The organism is Alistipes sp. UBA1686 (assembly GCF_002320215.1).
Classification (GTDB): Bacteria; Bacteroidota; Bacteroidia; order Bacteroidales; family Rikenellaceae; genus Alistipes; species Alistipes onderdonkii.
This window is the reverse complement of record NZ_DCKA01000018.1, coordinates 1-21,639: the sequence shown is the minus strand read 5'-3', so window position 1 is coordinate 21,639 and position 21,639 is coordinate 1. Positions and strand designations below refer to the sequence as shown.

General features: G+C 58.0%; 15 protein-coding genes. 13 read left to right on the top strand and 2 right to left on the bottom strand.

Features of this window, described 5'->3' with window-relative positions; genetic code table 11:
* Positions 1-118 precede the first annotated feature (118 nt).
* Complete coding sequence (locus B3C38_RS08090) at positions 119-1,423, bottom strand: sensor histidine kinase (protein WP_055201747.1); 1,305 nt, start codon at positions 1,421-1,423, stop codon at positions 119-121.
* Positions 1,420-2,778 (bottom strand): sigma-54-dependent transcriptional regulator, encoded by a 1,359-nt coding sequence (locus B3C38_RS08085; protein WP_149873683.1) that lies wholly within the window; start codon positions 2,776-2,778, stop codon positions 1,420-1,422. Before B3C38_RS08085 ends, B3C38_RS08090 begins: the two co-directional genes overlap by 4 nt.
* 206 nt (positions 2,779-2,984) lie before the next feature.
* Between B3C38_RS08085 and B3C38_RS08080 the strand changes: the two genes are divergently transcribed.
* The 13 genes from B3C38_RS08080 to B3C38_RS08020 all read left to right on the top strand — a co-directional run.
* Positions 2,985-4,463: a TolC family protein gene (locus B3C38_RS08080; RefSeq protein ID WP_286726601.1), complete on the top strand. Its 1,479-nt coding sequence runs from the start codon at positions 2,985-2,987 to the stop codon at positions 4,461-4,463.
* Between the two features lie 18 nt (positions 4,464-4,481).
* Positions 4,482-5,744, top strand: coding sequence for an efflux RND transporter periplasmic adaptor subunit (locus B3C38_RS08075; RefSeq protein WP_286726600.1), 1,263 nt, complete (start codon positions 4,482-4,484; stop codon positions 5,742-5,744).
* Positions 5,745-5,786: 42 nt separating this feature from the next.
* Entirely contained in the window at positions 5,787-8,168 is a 2,382-nt protein-coding gene (locus tag B3C38_RS08070; protein WP_286726598.1) for an ABC transporter permease, read from the top strand.
* Between the two features lie 14 nt (positions 8,169-8,182).
* The gene (locus B3C38_RS08065; protein ID WP_286726597.1) at positions 8,183-10,543 is read left to right on the top strand and encodes an ABC transporter permease; all 2,361 of its coding nucleotides are present in this window, start codon (positions 8,183-8,185) and stop codon (positions 10,541-10,543) included.
* 6 nt (positions 10,544-10,549) lie between these two features.
* A complete protein-coding gene (locus B3C38_RS08060; RefSeq protein ID WP_286726596.1) occupies positions 10,550-12,985 on the top strand; it encodes an ABC transporter permease in 2,436 nt (811 codons plus the stop codon).
* 41 nt (positions 12,986-13,026) lie between these two features.
* Positions 13,027-13,707, top strand: a complete 681-nt coding sequence (locus tag B3C38_RS08055; protein WP_018695464.1) for an ABC transporter ATP-binding protein — start codon at positions 13,027-13,029, stop codon at positions 13,705-13,707.
* 241 nt (positions 13,708-13,948) lie between these two features.
* On the top strand, positions 13,949-14,998 hold the full coding sequence (locus tag B3C38_RS08050) for a porin (protein ID WP_286726595.1): 1,050 nt from the start codon (positions 13,949-13,951) through the stop codon (positions 14,996-14,998).
* Positions 14,999-15,021: 23 nt separating this feature from the next.
* On the top strand, positions 15,022-16,308 hold the full coding sequence (locus B3C38_RS08045) for a YeiH family protein (RefSeq protein WP_286726594.1): 1,287 nt from the start codon (positions 15,022-15,024) through the stop codon (positions 16,306-16,308).
* Positions 16,309-16,736: 428 nt separating this feature from the next.
* Entirely contained in the window at positions 16,737-17,948 is a 1,212-nt protein-coding gene (locus B3C38_RS08040; RefSeq protein ID WP_286726593.1) for a site-specific integrase, read from the top strand.
* A 469-nt stretch (positions 17,949-18,417) separates the two neighbouring features.
* Positions 18,418-18,963: a UpxY family transcription antiterminator gene (locus B3C38_RS08035; protein WP_286726592.1), complete on the top strand. Its 546-nt coding sequence runs from the start codon at positions 18,418-18,420 to the stop codon at positions 18,961-18,963.
* Between the two features lie 56 nt (positions 18,964-19,019).
* Positions 19,020-19,925 (top strand): hypothetical protein, encoded by a 906-nt coding sequence (locus tag B3C38_RS08030; protein WP_286726591.1) that lies wholly within the window; start codon positions 19,020-19,022, stop codon positions 19,923-19,925.
* Positions 19,926-20,006: 81 nt separating this feature from the next.
* Complete coding sequence (locus tag B3C38_RS08025) at positions 20,007-21,179, top strand: MraY family glycosyltransferase (protein ID WP_349677388.1); 1,173 nt, start codon at positions 20,007-20,009, stop codon at positions 21,177-21,179.
* Positions 21,180-21,243: 64 nt separating this feature from the next.
* The coding region (locus tag B3C38_RS08020) for a sugar nucleotidyltransferase (protein ID WP_286726589.1) at positions 21,244-21,639 on the top strand (396 nt) is incomplete at its 3' end.

Genomic DNA, 21,639 nt, shown 5'->3' with positions numbered 1-21,639 from the left:
TGCCCGTTCCGGAGGAATGCCGATCCCGTCCGCACTTCGTTTAGGCGGGCGCAGTTTCCTGATGGTTCCGTGAACTGGAAGTCCCCCGGGACGGCAATACGAGGCGTATTGCAGGCACCTATCCGAACAGGAGCGTGAAGGTTACCCGGTTGTCCGTGTTGGCCGTCAGGCGCAGCGAACCCTTGTGCAGTTGCATGATGCGGCGCGAGACGCTCAGGCCGATGCCCGATCCGTCGGGCTTGGTCGTGAAGAAAGGCGTGAAGATATTTTCGGTTACTTCGGCGGGGATTGCCCCGCCGTTGTTGCTAATCTCGATAACCACGTTTTCCTGCGGGTCTATGCGCGACGTGACTTCGATGCAGGCGTCTCGCCGTGTCCCTACCGCTTCGCGGGCATTCTTGAGCAGGTTCACCACCACTTGTCCGACCAACATCTGGTCGGCATAGATCATCGTGTCTGCCGGTTCGACGTCGAGCCGGATGCGGATGCCTTCCGCAGCGATCAGCGTCATGGCGTGCTCCAGCAGTTCCCGCACCTCGAAGGGTGCCTTCTGTGGCACCGGGATCTTCGTGAATCGGCGGAAATTCTCGACGAAGGCCATCAGCCGCCGGCTCGTGGCCGAGATCGTATCCAGCCCACGGGCTACGTCGGCGTTCATCGTCCGGTCGATATGCAGCAGTGTGTCGCTCAGGGAGGTGATCGGTGCGAGCGAGTTCATGATCTCATGCGTCAGGATGCGCGTCAGCTTGCTCCACGATTCGATCTGCATCTCGCTCAGTTCGCTGTTGATGTCGCTTATGACCACCACGCGCAGCCGGCGTTTTTCGAGTACGATCTCCGAACACCCCAGCGAGAGGCTCATTTCGCCCGTTTCGGTCACGCACGACACATGGTGCTTTTCTCCCGGTCGGATCTTCGTCAGTACCCGGTATGCCTCGGGAGCGGGCAGTTCCAGTTGCTGGATGTGGGTTATGCGCGGCAACCCGAAGATGCGCAGCGCCTCGCCGTTGGCCTGGTAGACGCTTCCCGCGTCGTTGATGGTGATTAGCCCCGTGCGTGCATACTCCATGATCAGCTGGTAGTAGCGTTCCCGCTCTTCGGCGCGTACCTTGGCGCGCACCAGGATCTCCTTGATACGGTTCAGGGCGGCGTTGAGCATGCCGTTGTCCACTTTCGACGGGTCTTCATGGAAGCGGAACGTGAAGTCGTCGTTGTCGATGGCGTTGAACATGAAGGTTACACGGCGTATCGAATCGCTGTAAAGTCCTATGAGGCGGTATGCCGCGATCCCGATCACCGGGACGAGCAGGATCGCCAGCGGGTACCATGACCCTGTTACCACCCATCCGAGTGCTCCCGAAGCGGCGATGAGCAACGCCGTGTACCCGATTACGGGGCCGTAGGCTATTCCTTCGCGTTTCATAACCCGTAGCGTTTGATCTTGTTGTAGAGTGTCTGGCGCGTGATGCCCAGCTGCCGCGCCACCTCGGTAAGGTTGCCTGCGTAACGCGCCATCGCCTGACCGATCATGCCGCGCTCCATCTCTTCGAGCGTCGAGAATGCCAGGGCCTGCACTGCGGCCGGAGCCGGCCGCAGCAGCAGTGTCGCGGGGGTGATTCGCCTCCCGTCGCTCATGATGACGGCTTTTTCGACGGTATGCTGCAATTCGCGGATGTTACCCGCCCAAGGGTATTCGTCCATTTCGCGCACCGCTGCCTGGTCGAAACCCTCGATCGGTTTGTTGTACTTCGTGGCGTAGCGTTTGAGGAACATTTCCGCCAGCGGCAGGATGTCTTCGCGGCGCTGCCGCAGGGGCGGCAGGTCTATATGGATCGTGTTGATGCGGTAGAGCAGATCTTCGCGAAACTCCCCCCCCCGCGCTACCATTCCGAACAGGTCGCGGTTCGTGGCGCAGATGAGGCGGATGTCCACCGCTACGGGCGTGTTGCTGCCCACGCGGAAGATACGCCCGCCCTGGATGGCCGTCAGCAGCTTCGATTGCAGGTGGGGCGGCAGGTTGCCGATCTCGTCGAGGAAAAGCGTGCCGTGGTCGGCGACCTCGAATTTCCCGGCGCGGTCGGCCCGGGCGTCGGTGAAGGCTCCCCTGACATGGCCGAACAGTTCGCTCTCGAAGAGCGTTTCGGGTACGGCTCCCATATCCACCGAAACCATCAGTTCGCCGCTGCGCGCCGAGCGGTTGTGTATCTCGCGTGCCAGCATCTCCTTGCCGGTGCCGTTCTCCCCCGTGATCAGGATGTTGGCGTCCGTGGCCGCAACCTTCTCCACGATTTCGCGGATGCGCGCCATGGCGGGGCTTTCGCCCCAGAACATCGGCTGCTCCGAGGCCAGCTCGCGCTTGATCTCCTTGAGCTGCTTCACCTCGCGAGCCGACCGCGCCAGATTGTATGCGTTGCGCAGCGAAGCCACCAACCGGTCGTTGTCCCACGGTTTGACGACGAAGTCCACCGCACCGTCGCGCATTGCCCTCACGGCCAGGTCGATATCGGCGTATGCCGTGAAGAGCACGACTTTGATATCCGGCCTGCGGGCGTGGATCTCGCTCAGCCAGTAGATGCCTTCGTTGCCGGTGTTGATGCCCGCCGTGAAATTCATGTCGAGCAGGATCACGTCGATCTGTTCCTCGCGCAGGGTCGTCGCCAGCCGGTTGGGGGTGGGGAGGGTCAGCACCCGTGCGAAATATTTTTCCAGCAGCAGGCGCAACGCCGCCAGGATGCTGCGGTTGTCGTCTACGATCAGTAACGTTCCCTCTTTTGCCATGGTCATTCCGGATTGTTTTGCGGTAAAATTAGCGTTAAAATCGTGAAATCGTCCCTTCGTGTCCACAAAATTTACAAGGGTGTAAAATTTTTTTACACTTTGTCTGTTGTGCGTATGATGTATTAATTTGTAATACAGTTATTTAGTTTCTTTGGCACGGGGTTGGCTCCGAAATGTCCCGAACGAACAATACCCGCAAATCAAGGATGAAACGACTGTTATTACTCCTTATTCTGTCAATTTTTTGGACACTCGCTGCGGCGCAGATATCCCTGCCCGCCGCCTCTGTGCAGCCGGATGCTGCGCCCGTTGCTCCCGTGGGGGCTTCGGCCGCAGATATTGCGGCAACGGAAACTGTCATCGTCGCGGATCCCGCCGTGGATTCCCTGTCCGGCCCCGCCCCGAATGCGGCCGAGCCCGTCGTGCGTATGACCCTCGACGAGTGCATGGCCTATGCCGTCGAACACAGTCCCGTCGTGCGGCAGCAGGATTACACCAACCGCAACTATCGCCAGGACTATATCGAATCCGTGGCGGCGCTCGTACCCTCGGTCAGCGGATCGGTCAGCGCCACGACCAGTTTCGGCCGTTCGGTCGACCCCGAGACCAATACCTATACCGACGTTTCGAACCTTTCCAACAACTACGGCGTTTCGGGGCAAATGCCTGTTTTCGCAGGTTTTACGGGGATCAATACCATCCGTGCCGCGAAGGTGATGCGCCTGATGGGCGTTGAGGAGTTGCAGCGGGTCAAGGACGAGGTGGCGCTCAATACCATGCAGGCCTATTTCGACGTCGTCTATTACACCGAAAGCGTGCGCCTTGCCCGTGAACAGCTGGAAACCAGCACCGGCAACCTCGCCAAGAGCCGCAAGCTGCTCGAACTGGGGCTCAAGAGCGCTGCCGACGTGGCCGAGCAGGAGGCGCAGTGCGCTTCGGACGACTACCTGCTCACGCAGCAGGAAAACAACCTCGAACTGGCCAGGATCACGCTTGCCGAAACGATGAATTATCCGCCCGACCGTCCCCTGGGGATCGAGACGGCTCTCGCCATCGAGACCCCGGCCGGCACGGCGCCCTTCTCCGATGTGGTCGCCTATGCCCTCGACAACAATCCCAAAGCCCGCAGCGCCGGTTATAACGTGCGGCAGTCGAAGCTCCAGTATTCGGTCGCCCGGGGCGGCTTTTTCCCGTCGGTCTATGTCGGCGGCGGATACTCGACCAATTTCTTCATGAGCCTCGACGACCATTCGTTGTACGAGCCGTTTAAGAACCAGTTCCGTGATAACCGCGGTTACTATTTTTCCGCCCAGCTCAACATCCCCATCTTCGGGGGGCTTTCGCGCCGCACGAGGACGAACCGCGCCCGCAACAACTGGCGGATCGCCGAGCAGCAGCGCGATCAGACATTGCGTGCCCTGCAAAGCGAAATCGCCCAGAACTACCAGCAGATGCTCGGCTACGGCAAGGAGTTCGTGCAGGCCAGCAAAAAAAGCGCGGCCTCCGAGCTGGCCTACAACGCCGTCGCCGGCAAGTACGACCGGGGCATGGTTTCGGCACTCGACCTTCAGACCGCCGCCAACAACCTGTTGCAGGCCCGCTCCGAACGGTTGCGTGCCCGGCTGCAATACATTATCAAAACGCGTCTGGTCGAGTATTACAACGGTGCGCCCCTGATCCGCTAACGAAAAACAGAAAATAACATGGACATCCGTATCGAAAAGAAAAAGGGCATCCGCGCCCTGTTTACCAAAAAAGGCATCCCCTATCTGGCCGGGGCGCTGTTCCTGGTCTTCGTGTTGTGGCTCCTGTTGCGCGACAACTCCTCGACGCTGCGCGTCGATGCCCGTACGATTTCCGTCGGGCAGGTCGTGCGCGGTGAATTCAACGACTATATCCGCGTCACCGGGCAGGTGCAGCCCATCACCACCGTGCAGCTCAGTCCCCTCGAAGCGGGCATCGTCGAGCGGCTGGTCGTCGAGGAGGGTACCTCCGTCAAAAAGGGCGACGTGCTGGTCGTGCTGAGCAACACGTCGCTCACGCTCGAAATCCTGAACAGCGAGGCCGAGCTGGCCGAAAAGCAGAACATCCTGCGCAATACGCTGATCTCGATGGAGCAGGAGAAACTCTCGCTGCGGCAGGACAAGGCGCAGCTGGATCTCGACGTGTCGCGCAAGAAGCGGGCCTGGCAGCAGAACGAGGAGCTTTACAGGAACGCCCTGATCGCCCGCGAGGAGTGGTTGCAGTCGAAGGAGGACTACGAACTGGCCGAAAAGAAACGCGAGCTGAACATCGAGCGGCAGGTGCAGGATTCGCTCTACCGTTCGGTGCAGATCGAGCAGATGGAGGAGAACCTCGACAACATGAAGCGCAACATGCAGCTCATCCGCGAGCGCATCGGCAACCTCAACGTCAAGTCGCCGATCGACGGCGAAGTCGGTCTGCTGGACATCGTGCTCGGGCAGTCGGTCTCCACGGGGCAGAAGATCGGGCAGATCAACGACTTGTCGGACTACAAGGTCGAGGCACAGATCGACGAGAGCTACATCGACCGTGTGCGTGCCGGTCTCGAAGCCACCTTCGACCGTCAGGGCACCGACTACAAGGTGCGCCTGCGCAAAGTCTATCCCGAGGTGCGCAGCGGCCAGTTCCGAGCCGACTTCACCTTCCTGGGCGACCATCCCGAGAACATACGCAGCGGCCAGACCTACTACCTGCACCTCGAACTGGGGCAACCTACCGAGGCGGTCATCATCCCCCGCGGGTCGTTCTACCAGACTACGGGCGGCGCATGGATCTATGTCCTTGCACCCGAGGGCGACAAGGCTTACAAACGCCCCATCCGCATCGCCCGCCAGAACCCGCAGTATTACGAGGTGCTCGACGGGCTGGAGCCGGGCGAGCGGGTCATCGTTTCGGGCTATGAGAATTACGGCTCGAACGACGTGCTGATCCTCAATAAATAATTTTCCGCTGAAATTTCTCCGCACCCGTCAAAACCGAATAATATGTTCCGTCAACTCAATTTCCGCTCGTTTTTCAACTTCCTGGGGCGCAACAAGCTCTATGCGGCCATCAATATCTTCGGGTTGTCCGTCTCGCTGATGTTCGTGATCCTGATCGCCGACTACACCCTTCGGCAACTTACGTGCGACGACTACCACGCCAAGGCCGACCGCATTTATGTCATCGGCAACGAGGAGCGCATTACGAGCGGTTATTACCTGCAGAAATACCTGCGCGACCGTTATCCCGAGATCGAATCGACCTGCGCCGTCGCGGTGTCGGGACAGTCGACCGACGCCACGCAGCCCGTCGAAGTCGGTCTGCAGAAGTATTCGGCCACGATCCTTTTTGCCGATACGACCTTCTTCCGGATTTTCGATTATCAGCTTCTGGACGGCGACCGCGAACAGGTGCTCGCCTCGCGCGACAACGTGGTGCTTTCCGAGTCGTTCGCCCGCAAGGTTTTCGGCACGTTCAACCCGATGGGGCAGGTGATCCGCTTCCCCGACGAGGAGAAGTCGTACGTTGTGAGCGGCGTGGTGCGGGATATCGACCGCTCGGTGATTCCCAATATGGACATCATCATGCGGGCCGAGCGCCTCTGCGATATCAATTCGGCCAATGACGAGCATATGAGTAATTCCGGTGCCGTGACGACTTTCATCCTGGCGCGTCCCGGTGCCGACCTGACGGCCAAGATACCCGATATGCTTGATTATTTCAAAGAGATATACTGGATCTACAAGGGCAATGTCTATCAGCATGTGACCCTTACGCCTTTGCGCGATGTCTATTTTTTATCCCAGAATAATGATGGAGGGTTCAACTACGGCAGTTGGCCCTTCGTGATGATCCTTTTCGGTGTGGGCGCCGTCATCCTGCTCTTCGCCGTGATGAATTATATCAACCTGACGGTTGCCCAGACCGGGTTTCGCGCCAAGGAGATGGCCGCCCGCCGGCTGCTGGGCGCCTCGCGCGGCGAAATCATCCTCAAACTGATCCTCGAATCGACATTCCTGTGTGTTGTGGCGTTCGTCATCGCGCTTTTCCTGGCAGCCGCGGTGGAGCCCGGCGCTTCGCGGCTGCTGGGGTCGAAAATCGGCGTCTGGCAGGATATGACGCCTGCCGTCGTGGCTTGCTATGCCGCGTTTATCGTGGTGCTGGGCGTCGTTGCGGGCTTTATCCCGGCGATGATGGTGTCGCGCTACAAACCCGTGGACATCGTCCGGGGATCGTTCCGCCACCGCACCAAGATGTTTTACAGCAAGGTGCTTATCACGATCCAGAACGTCATTACCATTGTCCTGATCGCCACCTCGCTGACCATTGGCCTGCAGATCCGCCACCTGATTTCTGCGCCGATGGGATATAATACGGCCGACATACTCGATGTCTCGACCGAGATCTTTACCGGAAAACCTCAGATCGCACAGTTCCGCGAAGAGTTGCTGCGCGAACCCTGCGTCGAGGCCGTCGCCCTGGGTTGCGGCACGCCCCACGACCGGGGCAACAACAATACGATGCAGTATGGCCCCGACCGGATGATCGGGTTCCAGATATTCATCGGCGATTCGACCTATTTCCGGATACTGGGGCTGGAACGGCTGCGCGACAACCACCTCGCTACACGCGAGGACGGAAACAATGCCTTGTTCGTCAACCAGTATGCCTTGCAGGCGTTGGGTATCGCGGAAGACGCGACCAATTTCAAGGTCGGTGAAAATTACACCTACAACTACGATATCGCCGGTGTCTACCGCGATTTCCAACTCGGTTCGGCGCTCGACGAACTGCAACCCGTGCTGCTGAAATATTATGACTCGCCGGAGGAATTCCTGAAAAAGGCGTATCCCTGGAATATCCTGGTCAAAATCCGCGGGGACAAAACCGCGGCCTACAATACGGTCAAATCGGTATTCGAACGTATTTCCGACGGTGCGGTCTTTACCGGGGCGGAGTATATCGAGCAGGAAATCGAAGCCGACTATGCCCAGCAGCGGCGCATCCTGCACATCGTCGGCATCTTTACGCTCGTGGCGATCCTGATCTCGGCGCTCGGTCTGGTGGCCATGTCGACTTACTACATCCAGCAAAAGGAGCAGGAGGTCGCCGTCCGCAAGGTCTTCGGCTCGACGCGCGGTGAGGTGCTCAAGCGCCTGGTGGGCAACTTCATGCGGCTGGTCGGCGCAGCGTTCGTCATCGCCGTGCCCGTGGCGTGGTACCTGCTCGAACGCTGGCTGCAGGATTACAGCGTCCGGATTTCGCTCTCGCCCCTCATTTTCCTGGCCTCGGGGGCTTTTGCCGCCGCGGTGGCATTCGTTGCCGTCTTCTGGCAGAGCAGCCGTGCGGCCGATTCCAACCCGGTCGACTCGATTAAAAACTAAAAAAGATACCCGGTATGAAAAATTTTCTCTTCGCATTACGTTACCTGCGCAAATTGCGAGGCGGTACCGTTGCCCGCGTCATTTCGCTCTCGCTGGGATTGGCCGTGGGCCTGCTGATTTTCTCCTATGCCAATTATAACCTCACGTCCGACCGTTGTTTCCGCGACGGTGACCGCATCTACCAGTTGTGGGTACATTACAATGCACCGCAGATGACGGGGTATTCCTCGTCGCTCCAGGCGCCGATCGCCCCGGCGCTGGCCGAAGAGATTCCGCAGATCGAGGCCGCGACGCGCCTTTGGGGAACGACATCCGACGATGTGGTACGCGGGGACAATTCGTTTCCGATGCAATATATTCTGGCCGATACGATGTTTTTCGACGTGCTGGGCTTCGATGTGCTCCAGGGCGATCCGCACCGGGCGCTTGCGCAGGAGAACCAGGTGATGATTTCGGAATCGGCCGCCCGCACCATCTTCGGGAAGAAAGATCCCGTCGGGGAACTGTTGTTGCTGAAAGGCACCGATTCGCTGACCGTTTCGGGTGTCTTCCGCGATCCCGATCCCAACCAGCACCTCGGGAAATTCAACATGCTTCGTTCGTTCGAATATGCCCGCCGGACGATGAACACGTCGTGGCGGGGCGGCGACTCGTTCGCCAGCTATGTCAAATTGCGCGAGGGCGTGCAGATCGGCCAGGTCGAGGCGCAGGCGGAAACATTCATCGACCGCCACGAGCTGCGGGGCATGATGGAAGAGTGGGGCATGAAGTGGTATTTCTTTCCGATCACCGAATCGTCACGCGTCGATTCTTCTGTCGAGCTGATTTCGTGGGTGCTGATGGCGCTTGCGGCCCTCACGCTTTTCGTTGCGGCGATGAACTACGTACTCATATCTATTTCGACGCTGGTCAGCCGCTCGAAGACCATCGCCATGCTCAAGGTCGGCGGCGCCCGGCGTTCGGACATTTTCCGCATCTTCTGCTCCGAAACCGCCGTGCTGACCCTCGCTTCGGTCGTCGTGGCCGCTTTCCTGCTGTGGGCCCTGCAGGATCAGGTACGGGAGATTACTGGTACGCCGATGGCCGAGCTTTTCGCCCTGAAACGCATCTGGGTGCCGCTGATCGTCATCCTCGCCGCATTCGCCCTCGCGGCGCTCGTCCCGGCGCGGATTTTCACCTCGATTCCCGTGACATTGGCGTTTCGCGGTGCGACGGACAACCGCCGCCGCTGGAAGCAGGTTTTGCTCGTCGTCGAAATTATCAGTTGTACGTTCACCCTTACGCTCCTGCTGCTTGCCGTGCTGCAGTTCGACAAACTCCGCAACGGCGACTTCGGATTCGTGCACGACCGCATTGTCTATACCCGGCTCAAGACGCCGCTTCCGGGCATGGCCCCCATCTGCGACGCCGTGGCCGCCCTTCCCGAGGTCGAGGCAGCGGGCGCTTCCGAGGATGTGCCCATCTGGGGTTATTCGGGCCAGCCCTGCTACGATGAGAAGAGCAAGGAACTCCTGTTTTCGTGCCGTTATACACTCTGCAACGAAGCCTATATGCCCGCGATGGGCATGCAGATTGCCGCCGGCCGCAATTTCGTTCCGCAGAGCAACCCGTTCGAGGTCATTGTCAACGAAACCTACGTCCGCCTGCGCGGCTGGACGCCCCGGGAAGCCGTAGGGCGCCAAATCATCGATGAGGACAGCGCCGATGCGCGCCTTTATACCATCGTCGGCGTCGTGAAGGATTTCCGTACGGTTATCGCCACGGGACAGGTTGACCCGATCGTGATACATCCGCTGAATTATTATACTTCGTTTCCCCGGTATACGCCGGAGATCAAACTCAGGTGGTACCTGATGATCCGCCTGCGCGAAATGTCGCCCGAGGCGCTGGCCGCCGTGCAGCGCAAGATCGAGGAATACCCTTCGGACAACAACCACGTGCTTACGGTCTACGACGATCTGCTGGGCGATACCCTTTCCGAGATACGCAGTTTCCGCAACATCGTCTTCACGGTCAGCGGCATCACCCTGCTTATCGCCCTGATGGGGCTTGTGGGCTATCTGGGCGACGAGATGCGCCGCCGCAGCAAGGAGATCGCCCTGCGCAAGGTCAACGGGGCTTCGACGGCCGACGTGCTGCGCCTGCTCTCGCGCGACGTGCTGTGGATTGCGGTTCCTTCCGTCATTGTCGGAGCCGCCATAAGCCGCTGGGGTGCAGACCTGCTGGTCAGCAACTTCGTCGAACGCGTGGCGCTCCGCTGGTGGCTCTTCGCCCTGTGCGGGTCGGTGGTGCTGCTGATCGTCTGTGCCGTGCAGCTCGTCCGCACGTGGCGCATCGCCAATGCCAACCCGATCGATATGATTAAAACCGAATAGTGTGTTATGAAGATCGCATTTCGTAATTTTCTGACTACGCTGCGGCGCTACAAAATCTCGTCGCTGCTGAACGTCATAGGCCTGACGCTGGCATTTACCGCGTTCTACGTCATCATGACGCAGGTCTGGTGGGAGCTGGGTTACAACCGCTCGCTGTACGAAGCCGACCGTATTTATCTCGTGGAGAACGAGGACTGGTACGAGCCCGGGAAATGGTCGTCGTGGCTTAACCGGCCGGTGCCCGAGCGTGTCATCGCTTCGACGGCGGGGGTCGAAGTCGGGGGCTGCATGTGGGGCGGTTTCGGCTCCGGCACCTGTTGGACGAGCAACGAGCCTTCGTTCGGGTATAATAAGTTTTCTGCTTCCTGCGGTTCGGTATCGCTGCCTTTCCTCGATGTTTTCGCTTTCCGTTCGGTCGAGGGCGATGTGCATGACCTCGGAAAACCGAAGAGCGTCATCGTTTCCCGCGAGGTGGCCGAACGGATGCGGGTCGGCGTGGGCAGCCTCATATGGGTCGACACCGACGAACCCCAGCCCGACGGGGCGATGGAAGTCGTGGCGGTTTTCGAAGACTTTCCGGACAATTCGTTGCTGGGAGAGTGCGAGGTGGTGAAAAATCTGGGCGAAACGAACCTTTATACCACTTCGGAGTGGAGTTTCAATTATTTCGTCAAATTCAGGCCCGGTGCCGAACCCGACGAGTTTGCGCGCCAGTGGACGAACGTGAACCAGGAGATGCAGCGCGAGGCGGCCGAGAAACGTGTGGCGGCCGGGGACGCCGCAGATGACGACGACGAATCGGGTATCTACGGCGTGCGCCTTTCTCCGGTATCGGAACTCTATTTCGAGTCGGATTCACAGGCGCCCTGCCGGCAGGGGTCTGTCGTCACGACCTATACCCTGCTGGGTATTGCCGTGTTGGTTATCGTGCTGGCTTTCATCAACTTCGTCAACTTCTTCTTCGCACTGGTGCCGGTGCGCATCCGTACCGTTAATACGTTCAAGGTCTTCGGCGCTCCCGCCTCGTCGCTGCGCTTCAATTTCGTGTTCGAGGCGTTCGGGCTCGTCCTGATCGCTTTGTTGGCGGCCTGGTACGTTTCCTTTGCCTTGCAGGGCACCGAATTCGCCAGCTACATTTCCGCATCGCTGGCGCTGTCGCAGAATTTGGAAGTCGTGGGGCTGGTAGCCGTTGTAGCTTTCGTCATGGCGCTCGCAGCCAGCCTCTACCCGGCGTGGTATATCACGTCGTTCGCCCCGGCGCTGGTCGTCAAGGGATCCTTCGGCGGAACCCGCAGCGGCCGCCGGCTGCGTACGCTGCTGCTGGGCGTGCAGTTCTTCATCTCCATCGGGCTGATCATCGCGACCAGTTTCATTCGCCTGCAACACGACTACATGATGCACTATGACATGGGTTTCGACAAGGAAAACCTCCTCGCCGTGCGGCTTTCCGAACGTGGGGCGTCAAGTTATGACGCCCTTCGGCAGAAACTTCTATCCGACCCTCAGGTAAAGGATGTTACGGGAGCTACGAGCCGTTTGGTGTCGGTCGGGCGTATGGGCTGGGGCCGGGAGTTCAAGGGCCGTCAGGTCGCTTTCCAGAGTTATGTCGTACAACCTGATTTCTTGCGCGTTATGGGTATCCCGATTACCGACGGACGCGATTTCCTGGAGAGCGACTTCGACAAGGAACTCGGAACGATGATTTTCAACGAAGCGGCGCGGCGGGAATTTGAAATGCAGGTCGGCGACCGTATCAACGGTTTCGTGTCGCCCGACGAGCAAATTGTAGGTTTCTGTGCCGATTTCAACTTCAAGCCCCTGCAATACGGTGTATCGCCCTTCTGTTTCTATCTTCTTCCGAAGAAAATCCAGCAGGAAAATTACTGGCACCTGCCTCATGTGGTCTATGTGCGGATGACGCCCGGAGCCGATATTGCGGCTGTTACCGCCCATATCCGCCGCTGTATCGCGGAGGTCGATCCCCGCACGGAGCCGGGCGATATCGTCGTCCGTGTTTTCGACGAGGAGCTGGGCCTCGAGTACGACAACGAACGCAAACTGACGGCCATAGTCGGGCTGTTCGCGCTGTTGGCCGTCGTGATCGCCCTGATGGGCGTCTTCGGGCTGGTGCTGTTCGAGACGCAGCACCGCCGCCGCGAAATCGCCGTGCGTCGGGTAATGGGGGCTTCGCGGGGCGAAATCCTCGCCATGTTCAACCGCCGCTACGTCATGCTGGTCGCCGTGTGTTTCGTGCTGGCCGTCCCGGTAAGCATCTGGGCCGTCAGGCACTGGCTCGCAGGCTTCGCCTATTCCGTGCCGCTGTACTGGTGGGTCTTTGCCCTGGCACTGGCGGGGGTGCTGGCCGTCACGGCACTCACCGTCACCGTCCGCTCGTGGCGTGCCGTTAACGAAAACCCGGCCGAATCCGTGAAATCCGAATAAATCAAATCAATATCAACAATAAAAACCTGTTTGTTATGTCAATGCTGAAAGTTGAGAACCTCAAGAAGGTTTTCCGTACCGAAGAGATCGAGACCATCGCACTGAACGGCGTGACGTTCGAAGTGAAGGAGGGTGAATTCGTCGCCGTCATGGGCCCCTCGGGCTGCGGCAAGTCCACGCTGCTCAATATCCTGGGGCTTCTGGACAATCCCACCTCGGGCAGCTATACGCTGCTCGACCACGAGGTCGCCGGGTTCAAGGAGAAAGACCGCACGAAATTCCGCAAGGGGAATATCGGGTTTGTCTTCCAGTCGTTCAACCTGATCGACGAACTGAATGTCTTCGAGAACGTCGAGTTGCCGTTGATCTACATGCGCGTCAAGGCGTCCGAGCGCAAGCGTCGTGTCAACGAGATCCTGAGCCGCATGAATATTTCGCACCGCGCCGAACACTTCCCCCAGCAACTCTCGGGCGGACAGCAGCAACGTGTGGCCATCGCCCGTGCCGTGGTGTCGAACCCCAAGCTGATCCTGGCCGACGAGCCCACGGGTAACCTCGACTCGAAGAACGGCCGCGAGGTGATGGAACTGCTTTCGGAGCTGAACCGCGAGGGTACGACCGTCATCATGGTGACCCACTCGCAGCACGATTCGACTTACGCGCACCGGGTGCTGCACCTGTTCGACGGCGAGCTGGTCAAGGATCTCGCCAACAAACTGTGATTCCTGTACCTGACCGATAAAAAGTTCATTCCATAAGCGGGGAGGCCGGAGTATTCCGGCCTTTTTTGTGCCATCCCTGTCCGTGTCCTGTGCGGTGCCTGTTCTGTTTTCCGGGAGCGGACGGCCGGCGGTGGCCATCCCCGGATGCCGCCCGGAGCCGTTCCGGGTCATTTTAGGTATTTTCGCGTATTGACCTTTTGCGCCGGAATCACGACTTTTGTGAACCCAAACGACCTTGTTTATGAGAATGATTTTGCCCGTATTGCTGTTGCTCGGCTTGATTGTACCCGCCCGCGCGCAGCAGCCCGACACGACCACTGTGACATCTTCGGTTGAGGAGCTTTCGGCGGAAATCGCGGCCCTCAAAGCCAAAACGTCCACCTGGGACAAAGTGCTGGCCGCCCTGCCGGAAATTTCGGGATATGTCCAGACCGGTTACGAATGGAGCGACCGTTCGTCGACCTTTTTTATCAAACGCGTACGTCTGAACCTGGCGGGCGTCATCGCTCCGAAACTGGATTACCGTGTCCAGATCGAATTCGCTTCGCCGAAAATCGTCGACGCCTACTTGTGTTACAAACCGTTCGATGAACTCAACGTCCAGCTGGGCGAATACAAGCTGCCTTTTTCGATCGAGAATACCGACTATGTGCCGCTCAGATATGAGTTCATCGAATACCCCCTTTCGTTGTGCAAACTGATGGGGTTCAGCGACCTCTGCGGACTTTCGGCCACAGGCCGCGACCTGGGCGCGCAGCTGTTCGGAGGATTTTTCAAGCGCGACGGATACAGTATCCTGAACTACAACTTCGGCGTTTTCAACGGCGAGGGGCTGAACGTCAAGGACAAGAACAAAAGCAAGGACATCGTGGCGCGCCTTACGGTCAAGCCCGTCGCCGGATTGCAGTTCGCGGGATCGTACTACCGGGGCGAGTACGGCGAGGATTACCTGAAGCGCATCCGTTACGGTGCCGGTGCCTGCTACGATTACGGGCGCCTCGTCCTGCGCGGCGAATACATCTGTGGCACGACGGGCGGCCTCGACAGCGAGGGGTGGTATGCCGTAGCGGGCTGGCGCGTGACCCGGACATTGTTGCCGGCGGTGCGGTACGATACCTTTCTCGAAGACTGCTCCCGCGGTTCGAGCCGCCAGACCAATTATACGGCCGGGCTTACGTGGCAACCTGTGAAATACCTGCGCTGCCAGCTGGATTACACCTACGAAGATTTCGCCGCGCGGGATGTCGCCGGTCGCAATGTGGTGGCACTGATGCTTTCCGGCATATTTTAACCTGAAAAAATGATAAAATAAAAATGAAAAAGTGGATGGAACAATTCCGGGTCGAGGACTGGGTGGTGGTCTGGGTGAGCATTCCCTTGCTGGCGCTGGCCGCGCTCGCACCTTCCGCGCTGCCCAAAGTCCCCGCGACGCTGCTGGGCGGCGCTGCGTGGAGCAATATCGCCTATCTCTTCGCCATCGTGCTGGTGGTGCTCTATGCCGGGTGCCTGATGCTCCGGCGTCCGCTCAAGGGGCTCCTGCCGTCGCTCGTGGCCGTCTTCGCCGTCTCGTTGCTGGCGCAGATCGTCGCCAAGATCCCCTCCGTGTCGTATTACGGCTTCGAGTCGGTATTCTTCTCGGTGCTCTTCGGGTTGCTGATCCGCAACGTGTGGCGTGTACCCGCGTGGCTCAAACCCGCGATCCAGGGTGAATTCTACATCAAGATCGGCGTCGTGTGCCTCGGTGCCACGATCCTCTTCAGCGACGTGATGAAATCGGGCGTCTTCGGCCTCGTGCAGGCGTGCCTGGTGGTCGCCGTCGTGTGGTTCTTCGCCTTCCGGATTTCGCGCCGCATGAAGGTCGACGAACGCTCGGCGATGATCCTTTCGAGCGGCGTGTCGATCTGCGGCGTGTCGGCCTGTATCACGGCGGCCCGCGTGGCGGGCGGCGACGACCGGAAACTTTCGTACATCGTTTCGTTGGTACTGATCGTCGTCGTGCCGATGATCTATCTGATGCCGTGGCTGGCGCATGTGATCCTGCCGCATATTTTCGACGATCCGCATGTCGTGCAGGAGGTTGCCGGGGCGTGGATCGGCGGTACGATCGACACTACGTCGGGTGTCGCCGCGTCGAGCATGATCGTGGGCGAGGTGGCCAACCAGCATGCCGTCATCATCAAGGCTGCGCAGAACGTACTGATCGGTGTGGTGGCGTTCTTCATCGCGCTTTACCTCTCGACGCGCCGCGGCGATAAGACCGGGCAGGCCCCGTCACTGGGGATCGTGTGGGAAAAATTCCCGAAATTCATCATCGGCTTTGTTGCCGCATCGCTGGTGTTCAGCCTTTTGCAGGGCAACGGCCTCTTCACGGCCGATGCCAAGGGTAAACTTGCCGAGCCGGGTGTCGCCAAAATGTTCTCGACGGTATTTTTCTCGCTGGCCTTCGTCTGCGTGGGGCTCGATACGCGCCTCAAGGATATCGTTTCCCGGGAGAACCGCAATCTGCTGTGGGCGTTCCTCGCCGCCCAGGCTTTCAATATCGTCGTTACGTTCCTCATCGCGCTCGTGCTGTTCGGCGTGCTGAAACCAATGCTGGGATAATCCTCGGCGGGAGGCCTCTCCATTGCCCCCGAAACCGAAAGGTTCGGGGGCTTTTCATATTTCCGGCCGGGCTGTAATGCTCGTCCGCTGCCCGCCGCCCGCCAATCCTGCCCGTTCATCCGTCCATTCGCCCGTCCGCCCTTTCCGTGCGTTTGCCGCCCTGTCCTGCCGGCTCCGCTTGTCTGCGGCCTGCTCTGTCTTGCAGTCTGCCCGTCTGTCTGATCCCGTCTGCCTGTGCCTTATGCTGCAAGGGTATTTCTTGTCCGGAATACCCTGCACGCAATGCCGTTATGGCCGAATAACATATTTTTCGGCCTTTTTAAGTTGTCCGATGGTTAGTTTTGCTGGCGTGATTCCGCCGGGACATGCATCCGTGTACTTCGGGCGGCGGAAAAAATTCCAAATCTAACCATAAACAACTAAAATGTATGGCGACAGTAAAAGTCAAGCTCAGGGAATCGTCGGTCGGCGGGAAAGCGGGAGTAATATATTACCAGCTTTGCCATCGGCGCAAATCGCAGCAGATAACTACCTCCATGCGTCTCCAGCCCCGGCAGTGGGATGCAAGGCGCGGGTGTGTCATCACGCCCCTATCGGGGGAAGCCCATGCGTTGCTGTCCGTGCAGCAGCGGATCGACCATGATCTGTGTCTGTTGCATACGATCATCCGGGATCTCGAATTCCGGCAGGAGGGCTACTCGCTCAGGGATGTTGTCGACCGGTTCCGCAACTCCCGGCGGAGCACTGTGCTCGCCTATGTCGAAACGCAGGCCGCAAGGCTCGAGGCGAACGGGAAGTTGGGGACGGCGCGCAACTACCGGCGGACACTCGGGAGTTTCTCCGATTTCCTGGGCGGACGGGATATTCCCTTTTCGCTCGTCGATGAACGGCTTGTGGGGCAGTATGACGACTGGCTCCGGCGCCGGGGCATTGTCCGCAATACCGTCTCGTTTTATATGCGGATATTGCGCGCGGTCTATAATAAAGCCGTGAAGGAGGATATCGTACCACAGGCCGATCCTTTCCGGTATGTGTATACCGGTGTCGACCATACCTGCAAACGTGCCGTCGGCGAGGATGTCGTCGTGCGGCTCCGGCGGCTGGATCTGACGCACTCCCCGTCCCTGGCCTTGGCCCGGGATATTTTTATTTTCAGTTATTGTACGCGCGGGATGGCGTTCGTGGACATTGCCTTCCTGAGGAATCAGGATATCGTCGGGGATACGATCCGTTATGTCCGCCGCAAGACCGGGCAGCGCCTCGTTATCCGTATCGAGCCCTGCATCGCGAAGCTTATCGGGCGTTATGCCGGTGCAGGGCGCATATCCGGCTATGTTTTTCCGCTGCTCAGTTCGGACGATCCGGTCAGGGCGTTTTCCCAATACCGTACGGCCCTTGACTATTATAATCGTCGGTTGAAAAAGCTGTCCGGTTTGCTGGGGCTCGAAGTCCCGCTCTCCTCCTATACCTCGCGGCATACGTGGGCGACTGCTGCCCGGAACCATAACATTCCGTTGTCGGTCATCAGTGCGGGAATGGGACATGCTTCGGAAAAAACCACGCAGATTTACCTGGCCTCGCTCGAAAACTCCGTTATCGACCAGGCGAACCGGAGCCTGATAGCATCCTTATACGTGTAAGGTCTCTATGTAAGAGATAGTTACATCTTAGTTGCCGTCTGATAATCAATTGGATGACATATAATGAAGGGTGTTTTTTCTAACACTGCTTAACTATTGCCAGCAAATAGCCCGAATCGGATTAAAAGAGCACTGAATTCATCCACTTAGTGAGCAATTCTTGCAAACAATCAGGATAAAAACAATAAGTTTTTGATATTCAAATTTTTTTTACAGAAACAAGCGGCGTTGTAAACAAAAATATGGTTTAAAAAATTTGGGTATATACTTTATTTTTAGTACTTTTGCGAAAGTTATAAAGGTCTCTTACATAGAGACCGCACTTTAAAATACGGAAGTGTTCTTATGGGAGGCGCGTAATTGGTTGAAAATCTTAGTTTTACGAGGTTTTCAATGTCCCCATGGAACGCTTTTTTCTCAACTATACGCCCTTTTCGGGTGCCGAATACCGACTTAACGGATCGCAATAATGGACTGTCAGGATACAGATACCAAATGGTATGTGCTTCGGGTAACCTATCAGCGCGAACTCTCCACCAAGGAGTATCTCGACAAACTGGATATCGAGAATTTCGTGCCGGTAAGGGTCGTACGCCGCCGGGATTCCAAGGGCCGGTTTTCCCGGGTACGGGAAGCTGCGGTGCACAACTATATTTTCGTCCGTTCCACGCGTGAAGTTATCGACGACCTGAAGACATTCAGGCTGCCGATTCTGCGCTATGTGATGCATCAGCAAAACGGCGAGAACCAGATTATGACCGTACCCGAGTCCCAGATGCGCAATTTTATCGCCGTGGCCGCCAATATCGACGAACCGGTGATTTTCCTTTCGCCCGAAGAGGTCGCATTGTCGAAAGGCGACAAGGTGAGGATTAAGGACGGCGTATTCATGGGTGTCGAAGGCACGTTCATGCGGGTGAAAAACACCCGGGACAGACGTGTCGTCGTCAAGATCGACGGCATCACGGCGGTCGCTACCGCTTCCATTCCGTCCGCATTGGTCGAAAAAATATGATCCTTGGCACTATAAGCCTGCAAAAAGAACTGTTCCGGTTCCGATAAATTACTGACATGACACCGAATTACCTGAAAAAAATGCTGCCGTTGCTGCTGGATGCCGATCCCGCCCAAGCGACGAACGTGCGCCTGGTGTCGTTGGCAAGGGCTTTTGTCGCGGGCTGTGAATTGGTGTCGTCCGTGGCGCCTGCCGGGGAATTCGGTACGGAGGAAACCTTCCGCAACAGAATTGACAGCTTGTTCTGGGTGCTGTCTGAACGCTCTAAACACGAGCCCGATACAGCGATCCGTAGCCGGATGGTACATGCCATGTATTCGCTTGCCTGCGAAACGGTATTTCCCGCCGATCTGCGGAAGAAAAACTGTTGTTACCGGGCTGCGGACGCACTTGTCCGGGATTTTATGGGCGGTGTCGGTGCCCGGCCGGAAAACGGTCTGTTTCAGCAGACGGGCGTCTGCATGTGCGTGGCCGACCTGCTCTATCCCGCGCCGGCTGCCGATGACGAATACCTGCTGTTCCTGAAACGGCAGTTGGCCGGCTGGACATCCGCCCTGGATGCTGACGGCTGCTGGCCGGGGGTGTCGTCCGAGGTCGCATTGGAACGTATCGGGGTGATGAACCGGGTTGCCTGGATGTTTCCCGACTTGGGGAACGATACCGCGACAAGGCGGGCGGCGGGGTATTACCGCAGGTGCGTATGCGTCCCTGCCGACCCCCTGAATTTCGACGAGGGGTACCTCTGTACGCTGGGGCGGATGTACGAGGTCGCATTGCAGGGCAATGCCCTCCCTGTCGATAAACCCGCAGCGCGGCGGATCGCCCGGTTCATGTACGATTACAGCCTGACGCTGCCCGTGCGCGGCGACGCATGGTATTATTGCACTTCTTATGTCATACATTGTATTGCCGAAAGTATCGGGGCGCGACTGGAGGCTGAAATGGAACGGCATATCGCATAAATGATAAAGCCTGTTGAATTTTCCATTTGATTGCTGTCGATGTAAAACCTCTTCCTTTTCCGGATAATAAAATGAATCAGTATGACAACGCCTCTTTGCTACACAGTCATCATTCCTTTCTTTATAGCCCTTTTCTTAGTCGGCTGGATCCACCCTAAACTGGTGAAAATCGCGCTGTTGAAAAACATTGTCGATAATCCGGATGCCCGTAAATTGCAACGTACGCCGGTTCCTGTCCTGGGCGGCGTCGCCGTTTTCTTCGGGGTCGTGATCGCTATCGGGAGCATGAGTGCTGTCGTGGACTGCTCCGGACTGCCTGTCGTAATCATGGCCATGATGGCGATGCTCTATACCGGCACGATGGACGATATTCTGAACCTTTCCCCTTCCCTGCGGCTTTTGATCGAGATCGTCGTCGTGCTGCTGCTGGTCTTTGTCGGCGGCTATTGCATAAACGACTTCCGCGGTTTGTGGGGCATCGGGCCGATCTCTTCCTGGTATGCCGTGCCGCTGACTGTTTTTGCCACCGTTGGCATTATCAACGCCATCAACCTGATGGACGGCGTAAACGGTCTTTCTTCGGGCTATTGTATCATGGCCTGCACCATCTTCGGCATACTTTTCCATCTCGCCGGCGAAGAGGCGATGACGATCCTGGCGGTAGTTTCGGTCGGGGCCCTGATTCCCTTCTTCCTGCACAATGTTTTCGGTAAATCCTCTAAGATGTTCATCGGCGACGGCGGGACGTTGGTCATGGGCACCGTCATGTCCGTCTTCGTAATTGCCATCCTGCAATCCGGTTCGCGGGTCGCAGCCTTTGTCGACCCCAATGTCGGGCTTGTACCGTTCACGCTGGCGGTGTTGTCGGTTCCCGTGTTCGATACGCTGCGCGTGATGTCGACGCGTATGCTGAAGGGCTCGTCGCCATTCCGTCCCGATAAGACGCACCTGCACCATATGTTCATTGACATGGGTTGTTCCCATGTCGCAACGACATTGGCTATCTTGGGGTTGAATACGTCGGTCGTGTTATGCTGGTGGGCGTTCGAAGCGGTCGGTTTTTCAATCGCCGTTCAACTGTATGCGGTCGTCGGCATGAGCCTTTTGGCCACGTTCGGGTTGTATCATTTCATGCAATGGCATATCCGCCGCGACACGAAATTCATGGGCATTATCCGTCGGCTGGGGTACAAGACCCATATCAGCCGTACCGGAATTTTTTTCTGGTTGCAGCAGGTCATGGATAAGGTTTGATTTTTTGTTCGCGACCCTGTATGTTCGGGACGCATTTCTAAAAATAGATTTAACTTACTGATAAATGAAAGGCATCATCTTGGCGGGTGGCAGCGGAACGCGTTTGTACCCGATCACGAAGGGCGTCAGCAAGCAGTTGTTGCCTGTTTACGACAAGCCGATGGTCTACTACCCCTTATCGGCGTTGTTTCTGGCTGGCATCCGCGACATCCTCCTGATCTCTACGCCAGAGGATCTGGGCGGTTTCCGTCGTCTGCTGGGCGACGGCTCCGACTACGGGGTTCGCATCAGCTATGCCGAGCAGCCGTCCCCGGACGGTCTTGCGCAGGCGTTCCTGATCGGCTCGGATTTCATCGGCAATGACTCCGTGTGTCTGGTTCTGGGCGACAACATCTTCCACGGCTCGGGCTTCACGGGCCTTCTTCGCGAGGCGGTACGCACGGCCGAGGAGGATGGCAAG